General features: G+C 42.5%; 12 protein-coding genes and 1 tRNA gene. 6 read left to right on the forward strand and 7 right to left on the reverse strand.

Features of this window, described 5'->3' with window-relative positions:
- Window positions 1–175: 175 nt before the first annotated feature.
- The 3 genes from NE665_RS09425 to NE665_RS09435 form a co-directional block, all read right to left on the reverse strand.
- Window positions 176–4000: a bifunctional diguanylate cyclase/phosphodiesterase gene (locus NE665_RS09425; protein ID WP_117441873.1), complete on the reverse strand. Its 3825-nt coding sequence runs from the start codon at window positions 3998–4000 to the stop codon at window positions 176–178.
- 262 nt (window positions 4001–4262) lie between these two features.
- Window positions 4263–4775 (reverse strand): O-acetyl-ADP-ribose deacetylase, encoded by a 513-nt coding sequence (locus NE665_RS09430; RefSeq protein WP_117441872.1) that lies wholly within the window; start codon window positions 4773–4775, stop codon window positions 4263–4265.
- 9 nt (window positions 4776–4784) lie between these two features.
- Window positions 4785–5549 carry a hypothetical protein gene (locus NE665_RS09435; protein WP_117441871.1) on the reverse strand — a complete coding sequence of 255 codons (765 nt, stop codon included), beginning with the start codon at window positions 5547–5549 and terminating at the stop codon, window positions 4785–4787.
- Between the two features lie 119 nt (window positions 5550–5668).
- Here NE665_RS09435 and NE665_RS09440 point away from each other — a divergent pair, with 119 nt between their 5' ends.
- The 6 genes from NE665_RS09440 (at window position 5669) to NE665_RS09465 (ending at window position 10369) form a co-directional block, all read left to right on the forward strand.
- Window positions 5669–6433 (forward strand): polysaccharide deacetylase family protein, encoded by a 765-nt coding sequence (locus NE665_RS09440; protein ID WP_117441870.1) that lies wholly within the window; start codon window positions 5669–5671, stop codon window positions 6431–6433.
- Between the two features lie 49 nt (window positions 6434–6482).
- Window positions 6483–7253: a DUF2087 domain-containing protein gene (locus NE665_RS09445; protein ID WP_117441869.1), complete on the forward strand. Its 771-nt coding sequence runs from the start codon at window positions 6483–6485 to the stop codon at window positions 7251–7253.
- Window positions 7254–7354: 101 nt separating this feature from the next.
- Window positions 7355–7714 (forward strand): nuclear transport factor 2 family protein, encoded by a 360-nt coding sequence (locus NE665_RS09450; RefSeq protein ID WP_117441868.1) that lies wholly within the window; start codon window positions 7355–7357, stop codon window positions 7712–7714.
- Window positions 7715–7916: 202 nt separating this feature from the next.
- Window positions 7917–8171, forward strand: a complete 255-nt coding sequence (locus NE665_RS09455) for a hypothetical protein (RefSeq protein WP_117441951.1) — start codon at window positions 7917–7919, stop codon at window positions 8169–8171.
- Window positions 8172–8251: 80 nt separating this feature from the next.
- Entirely contained in the window at window positions 8252–9583 is a 1332-nt protein-coding gene (gene mnmE, locus NE665_RS09460; RefSeq protein WP_117441867.1) for a tRNA uridine-5-carboxymethylaminomethyl(34) synthesis GTPase MnmE, read from the forward strand.
- Between the two features lie 18 nt (window positions 9584–9601).
- Entirely contained in the window at window positions 9602–10369 is a 768-nt protein-coding gene (locus NE665_RS09465; RefSeq protein WP_117441866.1) for a TatD family hydrolase, read from the forward strand.
- Window positions 10370–10834: 465 nt separating this feature from the next.
- Here NE665_RS09465 and NE665_RS09470 read toward each other — a convergent pair.
- The 4 genes from NE665_RS09470 to NE665_RS09485 form a co-directional block, all read right to left on the reverse strand.
- Window positions 10835–10911, reverse strand: a tRNA-Pro gene (locus NE665_RS09470).
- A gap of 71 nt (window positions 10912–10982) precedes the next feature.
- Window positions 10983–11345, reverse strand: a complete 363-nt coding sequence (locus NE665_RS09475; RefSeq protein ID WP_008818117.1) for a metal-dependent transcriptional regulator — start codon at window positions 11343–11345, stop codon at window positions 10983–10985.
- A gap of 43 nt (window positions 11346–11388) precedes the next feature.
- Window positions 11389–11748 carry an arsenate reductase family protein gene (locus tag NE665_RS09480; protein WP_117441865.1) on the reverse strand — a complete coding sequence of 120 codons (360 nt, stop codon included), beginning with the start codon at window positions 11746–11748 and terminating at the stop codon, window positions 11389–11391.
- A 297-nt stretch (window positions 11749–12045) separates the two neighbouring features.
- The gene (locus tag NE665_RS09485; protein ID WP_233104697.1) at window positions 12046–13635 is read right to left on the reverse strand and encodes an aryl-sulfate sulfotransferase; all 1590 of its coding nucleotides are present in this window, start codon (window positions 13633–13635) and stop codon (window positions 12046–12048) included.
- Window positions 13636–13890 lie beyond the last annotated feature (255 nt).

Raw genomic sequence — 13890 nt, forward strand, 5'->3', positions numbered from 1 at the left:
TAAGTATGAGGTTACACGTATAGTGCTCAATAGCTATAGGTATCCCAACAGTACAACAAAAGAGCCATATCACGATTCTATATGGCTCAGATCATGCTATTCGGATTTAATCTATCAATATATTTGTATGTAATCCAAGCGTAATGATCATCTTATATAAAGGGAATAGCACCATTTAATTCAAATCACTACACATACCGGCTAATAAAGCCTTACGGAACTCATCTACAGGTACAGGCTTTCCATACAAATAGCCTTGTCCTGTTATACAGCCCGAAGCAAGCAGAATAGATTCCTGATATTCGGTTTCTATTCCCTCCGCTATGCTTTCCATTTCCAAATCTGTACACATTTGAATCATATGCTTAACAATCTTGTGGTTTCGTTTCTCCGTTGCCAACGATTTAATCAAGCTTTTATCCAGCTTGATGGTATCAAAGCAAACATCACTGAGAATTGATAGATTGCTGTAGCTGATCCCGAAATCATCCAATGAAACTCTTAGCCCAAGTGCACTGATTTCTTTGATAACCTCGTATAGCGTTTCTGAATGCTCTGTACATGCACTTTCTGTGATTTCAATTTCCAGACATTGATAAGGAAATGTATATTGTTCCATTACCTGCTTCAAATGAACTAATAAATGATCCTCCAACAATGTTACACGAGAGAAATTCAAAGAAATTCTGAATGTGTCATCGTTCCAGCCTTCCAATAGCTTACAGACCTCTTCAAATACAAACAGATCGATATAGCGAATAAGGTGATTGGACTCCAAAGCCGGGACAAACTCTGCCGGAGCCAAGACTCCGAGTTCTTTATGATTCTGCCGGATCAGTGCTTCTGCACCGACTACTTTATGTGTATTCATATGAACCTTTGGCTGCAGATATATTACATACTCCCGATGCTGGATACCTGTCATTAAATCATGAAGCAGCTTTCGCTGACGCATATCCTTCGCATCCTGCATTTCCTCATAATGCATTCGTTTATTGAATTGCATGATATTACCGGCTGTCTGCATTAAATGTGCGATATTCTTTTCCATATCATCCCATACAGCACCAAAGGACACAGTGAAATTCTCGTGCGACAATTTTGATTTGCATTCCTTGACTTTCTGATCAACATCCTTCTTTTCACAATTTGGTGTCAATACAAGAAATTCATCCCCATTTAGACGATATATATCAGAAGTGGTGAATATCTGCTTTAATAGATGTGCAAAGCACTGAATATATTGATCCCCGGTAGCTGTACCATTGACGCGGTTGATTTCCTTTAAATGATCAATATTCGCCATGACAACACCAATCGAATGAAGGCTGTGATCCTGCAGCTCTTTACAATTTCGTACAAAGCTGTTTCGATTTAATAGGTCTGTCAGATAATCATAATCATTTGCATGAATCATCGCTTCGATCAATTTTCGTTTCTTCATTTCATTCACAATGAAAACAGTCAGAGAATCAAGGAAGGATATATTTCTGAAATTCGCTGCAATGTTGTTAATGACAAGACAGCCGTACTCCACACCCTGATCCTGTAATAATACCCATCGCTGATTGCGAATCAGATGTCGCTGCATGATCTGATACATAGCATATGACTGCTGCATCATCTGCTGCGGATTCTCAATGTTGACAGGTGCATCCCATTGCTGCTTTCTCAGCCAGCTGTCATAGCCCTCCTGATCCTTTTCCGTGAAATTGATCCTGCAATCCGTCACACACCATTGATAGCTTGGTTTATATGGCTTATCCCCTTTCGGCTTTTGCCATATATCTGCGGAATCAGCATGAAAGAAGGTCACGATCGAATCCAGAACGCTATGGAGTGCTCCCTCCATATCCATATGCTCCTGCATATGCTGAATCGCACTTAAAAGAATATGACTTTCAGTGCCATAGCTCTCCATAGAGTCAACAATACTTTTATCATTGGAAATATCAATCGCTATCGCTAACAGAACCTCCTGATCATGCCATGGAATCAATTTATTCTTAATTAAAAAATCCTGTTCCAGACAACGGTTGTTATCCTTCCATATATAATATTTATCCCGTGACCAGCTGGTTTTCCCGCAGAAGGGGCATGGGGAGCCTCTATGATGCATAATCTCATAGCATTTCATTCCCCGGCATTGCTCCTTCGTTAGTCCTATACGATCATAAAAGGACTGGTTACCCAGAATCAGATCATAGGTATCCGGATCCACTAGATAGGCAATGTCTCCGAATTCTCCCAGATAGGAATCAATTTCTGAAGCATTCATCACCCGGGTATAATGAAAATTCAGGCTGGGGGATAAAGCAGCGTCCTCCCTTGGTAAATCATCCTGTGCACAGGGCTGCTCATGATAATAGTGAAAGCTTCCCTTTCCGGTTTTTTTCTCACGGTATAAAGCCCGATCTGCCTGAACAAATATTTCTTCATAGCTCATCATCGGCTGATCAAGCAAGGTAATGCCTGTACTGAACATAATACCTCTTGCTTCCATTTGCTGATACAGGGTATGCAAAGCACGATCCAGGTCTTCCCGTGCGTGCAGCTTCTTCACGAAAACGATGAATTCATCACCACCAAACCGACCGACGATGCTGTCCTTGTGGAATACAGTGCGAAGCATGGAAGAGAAGAAAGCAAGCGTCTCATCCCCCTTCTTATGTCCGTATAAATCATTGATATCCTTAAAATTATCCATATCGAAAATCAAAAATGCACGCAGATGCTTATGCGGGTGCTGTGATAGCTCCTTATAAATTAAATTCTCTGCTACATTTTTTCTATATATTCCGGTCAGCTGATCAAATTCCGACTCATATTGCAGCTGGAAATTATTCTTTTTTCGCTCATCAATATCATTTAGAAACATCAATGCCAGAAGGTCATTGGTGATAGGCTCACGAAATAATAACAGCTCTATTTCCATCCAGGCCATTTTATTTTGTTCAATGATTCTTCTGAATTCATAGCGAAGCCTGAAATTTCCGCTCTCATAGTTGCGCAACAGGTTTTCAGGATTCATCAGCTCAAGATAATCCTTACGGTCCTGGGGCATAACAACCTTGTGAATAAAGCGTTCATACAGCTGTGTATAAGTTATTTCATCGACCAATTCATTATACAGATCCCAAATGCCACCCATTGTATGAAATGAATTTTTTGTTACATTTACATGGGCATATGCTTCTTTTTCTTTCAGTAACAGATGATAGAATTGTGTAATATTCAAATACTCCTGATATGTATTTTTCTCACCTGAAATATCCTCTAAAATCACAATAAGAGAGACAGACTGTTTACCTCCATGATAAGGAATCAGTGTGAGGCGAAGCCATGAGGCATCCTCAAGCTTTTTTTCATGAATGACAGTTTCATTGCTTTGTAGGGCTGTATGCCAGACCTCTTTCCATTGGCGCATGTCCTCTGCCTCGACGTTGCTTTGCTTCATTAGCTTCTGTTCAAAGGTGGGATAGGAAAGAACCTCCGGCATATGCGTAAGCAGCTTCTTTTTTACTAGGATTTGTATCTCGTCTTTTTCCGGATTATATTGAAATACCTCCATGGGCAGGTAGGGAGACGTGGTATTAACGATCCGATGAAAATTCTGGATTTCACTGCGATCATGCTCATATAAGCTGATATCCATCGTCACTGCGAACAGAAGCTGCTTTGTCTCATCCATCTGTACTTGTGTATAGAGCTGTTTCTTGTGTGGGACACTGATTTCATGTACAAAGGAAAAACAGGCTTGGGAAGTATTCTGTATTTGGATATAATCCTGCGTATCAATCATTGCGGACAGACGGTTGCCATATTTGAATGCAAAATTATTTTTTGTTGTATGAAATATTTCATAAAAGCTACGATTACCATATAAGAGTGTCAGCCCAGCATCCTTTTTCAGTATATAGATGGCCAGAGGTGAAACATCCACAATCGGTTTCCAGTTCATGCCCTTTACAATCGTATGTATCGTATTCTGTGTAGTCATATGCTATCTCCTCTAGAGCTTCATCTTTGACATGCTGATTTCCGTGAATTCAGGGATGAGGCTCTAAGCTTCCATAAATTGTAATTACCCTAATTATAGCACATATTCTAAGGTTCATTTCATTCTTACATAGTCTCTACACGAAAAAATGCAGATAAATAATGATCATTTACCTGCATACTATCGATTGGTTTTCAAAAGCTTAACATATATGTAAAATTGCATTTTATAGTGAACTCGCAGCGAAGCGTAACGCATACAATTACGGGCTGCTTTCCTCCTTGAGCTGCTCATACAGCTGTCGGGTGTGATCATCAAAGCAAACCAGATAGACAGTTTTTACACTCTGCATTGGTGTATCTGCTTCCTGTATTATTCGCAGGGCGATGCGGGCTGCTTGCTCCAAGGGAAAGCGGTATGCACCGGTACTGATTGATGGGAAAGCGATGCTTTCTATATGATATTGCTGTGCCAGCGTCATGCAGCTTCGATAGCAGCTTTCCAGCAGCTCACATTCGCCATGATTTCCACCCTGCCATATTGGTCCCGGTGTATGAATGACATAGCTGCAGGGAAGCTGATATGCGTTTGTAATCTTTGCTTCTCCTGTCCTGCAGCCGTGAAGCGTCCTGCATTCCTTTAAAAGCTCTGCACCTGCTGCTCGATGAATGGCTCCGTCAACACCACCTCCGCCAAGCAAAGTGGTATTTGCGGCGTTCACGATGGCATCCACCTGCATAACGGTGATATCTCCTGTCAGTATGTTTATAATCATGGTATCACCTCAGCTGTGAAATATCGTCTGAATGAAATTCTTCGGCCCGTGTTTATATAACAGAGCAATGCCTTCTTTTCCAAGATCACGATAGATGTCATCAAAGTAAAACATACCTGCCACAGAGGGAAACTGATTCCAGAATTCCTGTGTTACGGCACTGACCAGAATCTTATGCTGCAAGGCCTTTGTTTCCACCTGAAGCGCCTGTGCAAGCAGGCCGAAGGCGCGCTCCTTATGGGATTCATATTTTTGTGTATAGAACTTATAGCTGCTGCAGGAAGCGTTCCATGCAAGGTAATTTGCAAGTCCGTTTGTAAAGGCGAGATGATTCAACAGACTGAGATATTTGCGGGATCGTACAGGAAACTGCTCCTGTATCAGATACTTTGATAGCTCAAAGGTCAAATAATTCTGCAGAATATAGGTCATCTGTGAAACGACACGGGTATAATCGGCAATATGAATCAGATCGATCAGGATACAAAGCCCTTCCTCTGATTTCACAATGCGGTTTTCCTTTGTACCGACAACAGCCATGATACAGACAGTCTGCAGCTTTTCTCTGTAGTTTGGAAAGAGGACTTCAAAGAGCTCTTTGTTAAAGGTTGGAAATTCTTCTACGATGCTTTCCAGCTGCGAGTCCAGCTCCTGTACGATATCCCTTCGTTTCGGATCTGCTTCCTCATACTCCTGCAGCAGGTAAAAATGCTCCTCCTCTGCCACAGGTTTCCCTTCCAGAAATGCGGCAGCTATGCGATTGTCATACAGCATAAAAGATCCCTCCTTTTGTAATTCATTATATCACGTTTCGACCTCCTGCGTGAATGTTTTGCCATGCCCCTTATAAGATGCACATTACCGGGGAAAGCTAACAGAGAGGATGTGATTATATGAAAAAAGAAGTATGGCGGGATGTGATTTTAAGCAGTGTGGCATTTCTGGCACTGATGTGGGTGGCTTTTTTCTGGGCACAGAAATATTTCCCGATGGAACAGGACAGTGCTCCGGTTGCTAAGGTAGAAGAAAAAAAGGTTGCCTATTTAACCTTTGATGACGGGCCGAGCAAGTATACGCAGGAGGTTTTGGATATTCTGGATACCTACCATGTCAAGGCAACGTTTTTTGTGACCGGCAGCAATCCGGAATATTATGATTTGATTAAGAAAGAGGATGCTTCGGGACATGCGATCGGGATTCATACCTTCTCTCATGATTATGGTAAAATCTATTCCAGTGTGGAGGCATATTTTGAGGATATCAATAAAACCAATGCGCTGATTGAAAAACAGACCGGACACAAGGTGAACATTCTGCGCTTTCCCGGAGGTACCAGCAATACGGTATCCAGAAAGTACAGCAGCGGTATTATGAGTACATTGGCAGCGTCCGTAACACAGAAAGGGTATGCGTATTATGATTGGAATGCTTCCAATGGAGATGGAAACTGCTATGTAGGCAGTGATACACTGATCAATACAGCATTAAAGGAAATCCGGGATAAAAAAGAGGTTATGATTCTGATGCATGATGGGACAGGGAATAAGGCAACGGTGCAGGCACTTCCCACGATTTTGAAAAGCATGCTGTCTCAGGGCTATGAATTTCGTGTTATTGACTCTTCCACACCGGTGTTTCATCATCATATCGCAAACTGAGAAAGTATGTTATAATACTTCATATGCAGTTGCTTACAGGTGATGAAATATGAAAATAACAAGAGAAAAAAATCTGGATGAAATTAAGAACGGATATACGAAAGACAAACGCAGCTTTTATCATTGCAATTTTTGTGATGCAGTGTTTGAAGACGGTGAAATATTTCCGATCAACGGACATTTTTATCGTGCGGAAAAGGCCGTACAGATGCATATACAAAAGGAACATGGCTCTGTCTTTGAACAGCTGCTGCAGCTGGATAAGAAGTCCTGCAGCCTGACAGATGTGCAAAAGAAGCTGCTGCAGTATATCCATGAAGGAAAAACCGATAAGGAAATAGCCTCGCTGACCAATACGAGTGCGTCAACCGTTCGTCATCAGCGCTTTGTATTCCGTGAAAAAGCAAGACAGGCAAAAATGTATCTGGCTCTTTATGAGTTATCTGTAGAGGGTATGATGGATAATCTGCTGGAGGTGCATGACCACGCAGCACAGGTGGATGAGCGCTATGTCGCAACCACAGAGGATGAAGAGCAGGTGCTGAAGACAATGACACTTTCTATCGATCCGTTGAAGCTGAAGCAAATTCCAGCCAAGGAAAAAAAGAAAATTATCATTCTACGGAAAATCTGTGAATTTCTGGAACCGCATCAGGTCTACAGTGAAGAGGAAATCAATATCTTTTTAAAGCAGATATTTGAAGATTTTGTATCCCTTCGCCGTTATCTGATTGAATACGGCTTCCTGCACCGGACACAGGATTGTCATTTCTATTCGATGGATGCAGGCAGGATCCGGGAGGTGGAAGAGCATGAATGAAAGCTTACACTGGTATGAAAATGAGGATCAGGTAAAGCATGTCGCGCGCAGCATGCGATGAAGTCCTTTTTAAGAGAAAACGAGGAAAGGAGGAGCATCGTATGCAAAATATCGTTCAGGCTTACTGGAATGCAATCCATGAGCTGCGCTTTGATGATGTGAGAGCGCTTTTCAGCGAAACAGCAGTCATCACATGGCCGAATACAGAAGAGGTTTTCACTCTTGATGAATTTATAGCGGTTAATGAGGCTTATCCCGGAGAGTGGGATGAAGAGGTTCTGCAATGCTATAAAGCAGAGGATAGGATCATCAGTGAAACGATGGTAAAGGGGAAGGAAGTATCTTTTCTTGCCATTGGCTTTTTCACAATTCAAGAGGGTAAAATAACCGCGCTGCGGGAGTATTGGACGGCAGTGGAAGCTGCCCCGGAATGGAGAAAAGAGCTGTTGAAAAGCAGATAGGGAATGCATGCATTCCCTGTTTTTTTGTCTCACCATTCACGGAGCTTCTGCCCGCCATTCGATACATTGTAATTGTTTAAGTAAATGGATAAATTTATCATATAGGTGTTAGATGGTGGATACTATCATTATAGGTATTGAAGAGCTTCTGCTGTTCGTCCCATTCAGCGGAAGTCCTGTACAGATCAAAGGAGCTGGTTTCATGAAGTTTGCGAAAAGTCTTACCAGCCTGGCGTGCTGGCTCATGGCAATCGTACCCGGTGTGTACCTGCTTGCTTATCTCAGTGCGCGATACCTTCATTTGCCGTCTGCATATTATTATCCAATACTGGCGCTGGCTGCCGCCGGCTACGCTATATTCCTGTTCCTGGTGTTTCGGCTGAAATGCCGTATTCACAATTCCGCGCGCAGCCGTGATAAGGAAACCTCGGCAGACTGCATGAACAGTGATCAGTAGGACGAAAGGGTTATTGAGTAAATAACCTTTTTTTCTCGTCTTTTTGTGATACAATTACGTAGTAAATGGCAGGTGTTTTTATGTTGAATGATACAATAGCCGCAATTTCCACAGCGGCGGTGGATGGGGCAATCTCCATCATCCGAATGAGTGGTGCAGATGCTTTGTCAATCGCGGACAGCATTTTGAATATTGATGTACAAAAGAAAAAAAGCCATACGATCAGCTATGGCTATGTTTATGATCAGGAGCATGACGAGCTGATTGATGAGGTGCTTGTCAGTGTTTTTCGCGCACCGAAGACCTTTACCTGCGAGGATATCGTAGAGATCAACTGCCATGGCGGGCGGTTTATCACAAAGAAAATTCTGCGGCTGTGTCTTGCGCATGGTGCCCGTCTTGCGAATCCCGGTGAATTTACACAGCGGGCGTTCTTGAACGGACGTATTGATCTGACGCAGGCGGAAGCTGTAAATGATATGATACAGGCAGATAGCAATGAAAATGCACGAATGGCTGTACAGGGGCTTCGCGGAAGTGTCAGAAAGCTGCTGGACCCTTTGATTCAGGATCTTTTGGATATCATAGCGAACATTGAGGTAAACATTGATTATCCGGAGTATGATGATGTGGAGCAGCTGAGCAGTGAAATCATTCAGCCGAAGGCCAGAGAATGGATGAAGCGTATTCAGCAAATTCTGGATCGTGCACAGAGTGGTCAGCTGTTGAAGGAAGGTATCAAGACCGCAATCGTCGGAAAACCGAATGTCGGTAAAAGCAGTCTTTTGAATGCGCTGCTTGAGGAAGAAAAAGCGATAGTGACGGATATAGCAGGAACAACACGCGATATTGTGGAGGGACATATCCATTTGCAGGGACTGACTCTGAATCTGATTGACACGGCAGGAATTCGAGATACAAAGGATGTCGTGGAGCAAATCGGTATACAGCGAAGCTTGCAGGCGATTACCGAGGCACAGCTTGTAATTCTTGTTCTGGACAGCAGCCGCGCACTGGATGCGCAGGATGAGGAGCTGCTGGAGCTGACGAAGGATAAGACGCGCATCATCGTCTACAATAAAACGGATATCTCCAATCAGCAGGATGGGGTATGCATATCCGCAGCAAGTGGTGAAATCGAGCCGCTGCTTATAAGAATTCACGAATTATTTGACCGTCATCAGCTTGTACTGCAGGAGCCGCTGCTGCATAATGAACGCCAGATTTCCTTGATGATGAAGGCTGAGAGCAGTATGCGGCAGGCACTTGCTTCCATGGAGGCAGGGATGGAGCTGGATATTGTCGCAATCGATATACAGGAGGCCTATACAGCCTTAAAGGAGATACTCGGGGAAGTCCATCGGGAGGATCTTCTCGATACCTTATTCTCCAATTTCTGTCTGGGAAAATAAGCAGGAGGAAAGAAACTTATGAATACATTGATTGATACACATTGTCATATCACCTGTGATGCCCTGTATGAGCGCATTGACGAGGTGTTGGAGAATGCAAAGCAGGCAGGTATAGGAAAAATGCTCATCATCTGTACGAATTTTATTGAATATGAGCGAGCAGAGCAGTTAAAGGAGAAGGAACCGGAGCGCTTTGATATTGCACTGGGGTTTCATCCAAATGATCTTTATGCTTTTCAGGAAGCCGATTATGAGCGGCTGGAAGAGCTGTTAAAGCAGGAGCGTCTGGCTGCGGTCGGTGAAATCGGACTGGATTATCATTGGGAGGATGTATTGCCGCAGGATCAGAAAATCGGCTTTATACGACAAATCAAGCTTGCACAGAAATACAGCAGGCCGATTCTTATTCATATGAGAGAGGCAACAAAGGATACGCTGGATATTCTGAAGGAGGAAGGTCCAATAAAGGGAATCATGCACTGCTACAGCGGAAGTAAGGAAGTGGCTCTGGAGCTGATAAAAATCGGCTTTTATATCTCCTTTGGCGGGCCGCTTACATTTAAGAATTCAAGAGGAGCACCGGCTACGGCAGAAGCGCTTCCTTTGCATCGGCTGTTTGTGGAAACCGACAGTCCCTATCTGACGCCGCATCCGTTCAGAGGCAAGCAGAATGAGCCGATGTATGTCAGATATACGTTTGACAAGCTGTGTGAAATCAAAGCGGTGGATAAAGATTTGGCGGCAGAGCAGCTGTGGAAAAATTATAAGGAAGTATTCTCAAATTGAGAATATGTTTTCCACGCGTAAGAAACCAAATTTTTACTTCTATACTGACAGAAGGAAATGCTGATGAACCGGAAATGCAGGTAGGATATACCGCACAATGAAAAAGACTTGGGTTACAGCTTGCATACGGTTGCTTCTGATCGTTGTAATCAGAAAAGTAGACGATTTTAGAACCGTCTACTTTTTCAGCAGTTTATAGAACGAAGTCTTTCATGTATCTGAAAGCAAACTGTTTTCAAGGCTGTTTACATATGATAAAACTTTCATGCTTCTTATCTTGAAAGTTGCTTGAAGACTATATAGCTGCATGAACACAGGTAAGAAGCAGCATTCCAATCTATCAGGGCTATTATTTCTATACAGCGGGTTTCATTAGGAATCGTGCTTGTCCAATAGAGCGTATGTAGGTGCCGTATGTGTTAAGCATATAAAAAAAGCCTTTTCTTCAAAGGCTAATCAGCAGAATGGTCGGAATGACAGGATTTGAACCTGCGACCTCTTGCTCCCGAAGCAAGCGCACTACCAAGCTGTGCTACATCCCGATGTCCTATACTATTCTATTCCGTTTTATAAAAATATGCAACAAAAAAAAGCGCATTTTCATAAAAAAGCGCTATCTTTTGAAATTTTTTATTTTCTGGAAGGTATCTTCACTGATAACATGCTCGATATGACATGCTTCTTCCTCTGCTGTATCCGGTGCAACACCAAGTACATCCTCCAGAAAGGAGCGGATTGTTGTATGCCGCTGATACACCTTGACAGCAAGCTCTCTTCCCTCCGGAGTAAAATGTATATCCCCATAGGTTTCCTGCTGAACAAGTCCTTTTTCCTTTAATACATTCATAGCCTTATTCACACTTGGCTTGGAAACATCCATTTTCTTAGCCACATCCACACAGCGGATCTTGCCGTTTTCATTATCCAGGATTAGCAGTGTTTCCAGATAATCCTCCAACGATTCACCTAATATCACCTTTATCACCTCAATGCCTTTTTATCAATATAACACATATTTGTTATTCTGAACATAAATTTTTATATTTCTCTTCCTTGAAGCCAACTGCGATTCCGTTTTCACAAATCAGCAGCGGCCGCTTGATCAGCATACCGTTGCCTGCAAGTAACCGCAGCTGCTCCTCCTCGCTTAGCTCCTTCAGACGATCCTTCAGCTTCAGCTCCTTGTAAGCATTGCCGGAGGTATTAAAGAATTTTTTTAATTCTAACCCGCTCTCCTTTACCCACGCACGAAGCTCTTCCACTGTAGGTGTTTCCTCAACGATATGGCGGATTTCCAGCTCCATCCCGGCGTCCTGCAGATACTTCTTTGCTTTTCTGCATGTTGAGCAGGCCGGATATTCAATAAACAGCATACGCATAGTTTCAGTCTCCCATCTTTTTTATTATCATAACCAAGAATACGTAAAATTGCAAATACATTGCCTGTAGGAATAAGGCTACAAGGTACGGAATCAAACGCCTTCATGCATAACTGGCAATAGAGATTTCACTTTTGATGCATTAGAGAAAACATACTGTCAAATACTCTTAGCTGTTTCTTTATGAAAGCAATTTTCAAGCATATATTAGCTGATAGAAATAGGCAATTCACGTCGGAGCTGTTTTCTGTAAGGCAGCGTGGATAAAGAAAAAGGGCACAATCTGTACCCTGTAAACTACTGATTAAAATAGAAATTATCAAAGGTATACTTATAAACCCGATAAATATACTTTTCACCCTTCATGGTAAAAGAACGAATCAGCGTATGCTCACTATCATATTCCTGAAAATTAAATGCCATGCCACTGTCCACAATCGTATTCGTACCGATATTCTGTACGCTTGATACATAAGGGGAATATGGGACATCGAATGCATCCACAAGTGTATAGGTACCCTTTTTTTCATCCACCAGATATTTGTAGTATTTGCTTACTGCATCCTCAGCCTTAACCTCGGTAGGGATATTCAGCTGACTCCAGTCATAGGCTGTATTCGTGGAAGAGTATCCGAAGTTGTTATTAAACATATACAGATAATACTGTCCATCTGCAAGGGTATCATCCTCCACATAGGTTATGGAATGCTGACCGGTCTGTGAGGTGAAGCTGTTTGCCTTATCCAGCAGCAGGTCTGCATAGTCACTGTCTTCCCAGAAGGTCTTTTCCCCCATCATATAATCTATTTCCGGTGTGCCATCGATATCCTTGATTTTGACGATGGTGCTTGTTTCCCGGCTGCTCACAAGAATTTCGTTAGCTCCCATCCACTGAATGGTATTAAGGTGCGTCCAGTCCAGCTCGTCATTATCTTTATCATACACAGAGGCTTTATAGGTTGTGAATAAATCCCCCATATCTACGACCAGAGACACAGCACCGCTGGAAACATCCAAACGGATAATCATATCCTCAACCGTATCCTTTGTCGTGTCGGTTGCGAGAATCAGCATGTCTCCGTTATCATCAAATACGTAGTCATGGTGCAGGTCATAGTTACCCAGATCAAATACGTTGGTAACCTGTCCCAGAGCATCCATTTCCGCCATCTTATTCGTGCTTATGCTGTAATACATGCGATCATTTGCAAACAGCAGACGGTGTGATCGATAGCCTTCGATTGGCACTTCACCGCGCAGAATACCGTTGTTATCATAATAATACATGAAGTCATCCGCATCACTGTCATTGCCGAGAATGACATACAGGCCATCGCTGACTTCTTCCCTGCTGGTGCCCTCCTCCATTTCCAGCTGAATGGATTCACTTCCTTTTAAGGAGCCGCAGGTATAGGTATATGTGACATCCCTATTCGTACCGTCTTCATATTCCATATGAAGGGTGATCGTATTTTCCTGATTTGGTATCAGACCGATCAGCTGATATTCATGCGTCGTAGCATAATCACTATTTAATGTGCGTGTGAAATCCGCAATATTTTTATTCTCTACATGGATCGTATAGCTGATTTTCGCACCCTGTGTGCTTGTAAAATACGTATACATGGAAAGCGTGTTTGTGCCAAACGGATTATAGACCATCAAAGCATTATCTTCGCTGTAGCTGCCCTCCGCAATCTGATTGTCTAGCGATTCACGTATGGCATTCTGCTTTTCCACATGATAGATATCCTTCACTGTTGTCTTGGCAGAAGCAATGCTGCCAGTGGTATTTGTTGTTTCCGGTTTGGTCAGCCAGGCCACCAGACATAGCGATACTGCCGCAATCGTTAAAATAATTGCACTTTTTTTCTTTTTGTTCTTCATTTTTATCACCGCTGTTATTGTATCAATGCTCTGTGAATATTTTCTGAAGCAGCTGTGAACGCTTTTCAAAAATAACGGCAATACCATGTGAATTCAGTGACAGTAAAAAAGACAGTCCGAAGGGACTGCCTCAGATTGTTGACAAAAGCCTATACCTTTTCGTAAGGACATAGGCTTTTTATTGTATATAGGCAATTTTCGAAATGAAATTGTCTTTTTTTGTATATTTTGAAGGATATATTGAATTTTTTGATG

The sequence above is a fragment of the Clostridium sp. DFI.1.208 genome (assembly GCF_024463855.1).
In the GTDB taxonomy this organism is placed as follows: domain Bacteria; phylum Bacillota_I; class Bacilli_A; order Erysipelotrichales; family Erysipelotrichaceae; genus Clostridium_AQ.

Bases quoted from the DNA above. Each gene is read 5' to 3' on its own strand.
- NE665_RS09425 (WP_117441873.1), bottom strand. From the start codon at position 4,000: ATGACTACACAGAATACGATACATACGATTGTAAAGGGCATGAACTGG.
- NE665_RS09465 (WP_117441866.1), top strand. From the start codon at position 9,602: ATGAATACATTGATTGATACACATTGTCATATCACCTGTGATGCCCTG.
- NE665_RS09430 (WP_117441872.1), bottom strand. From the start codon at position 4,775: ATGATTATAAACATACTGACAGGAGATATCACCGTTATGCAGGTGGAT.
- NE665_RS09435 (WP_117441871.1), bottom strand. From the start codon at position 5,549: ATGCTGTATGACAATCGCATAGCTGCCGCATTTCTGGAAGGGAAACCT.
- NE665_RS09440 (WP_117441870.1), top strand. From the start codon at position 5,669: ATGAAAAAAGAAGTATGGCGGGATGTGATTTTAAGCAGTGTGGCATTT.
- NE665_RS09485 (WP_233104697.1), bottom strand. From the start codon at position 13,635: ATGAAGAACAAAAAGAAAAAAAGTGCAATTATTTTAACGATTGCGGCA.
- NE665_RS09450 (WP_117441868.1), top strand. From the start codon at position 7,355: ATGCAAAATATCGTTCAGGCTTACTGGAATGCAATCCATGAGCTGCGC.
- NE665_RS09445 (WP_117441869.1), top strand. From the start codon at position 6,483: ATGAAAATAACAAGAGAAAAAAATCTGGATGAAATTAAGAACGGATAT.
- NE665_RS09480 (WP_117441865.1), bottom strand. From the start codon at position 11,748: ATGCGTATGCTGTTTATTGAATATCCGGCCTGCTCAACATGCAGAAAA.
- NE665_RS09455 (WP_117441951.1), top strand. From the start codon at position 7,917: ATGAAGTTTGCGAAAAGTCTTACCAGCCTGGCGTGCTGGCTCATGGCA.
- mnmE (WP_117441867.1), top strand. From the start codon at position 8,252: ATGTTGAATGATACAATAGCCGCAATTTCCACAGCGGCGGTGGATGGG.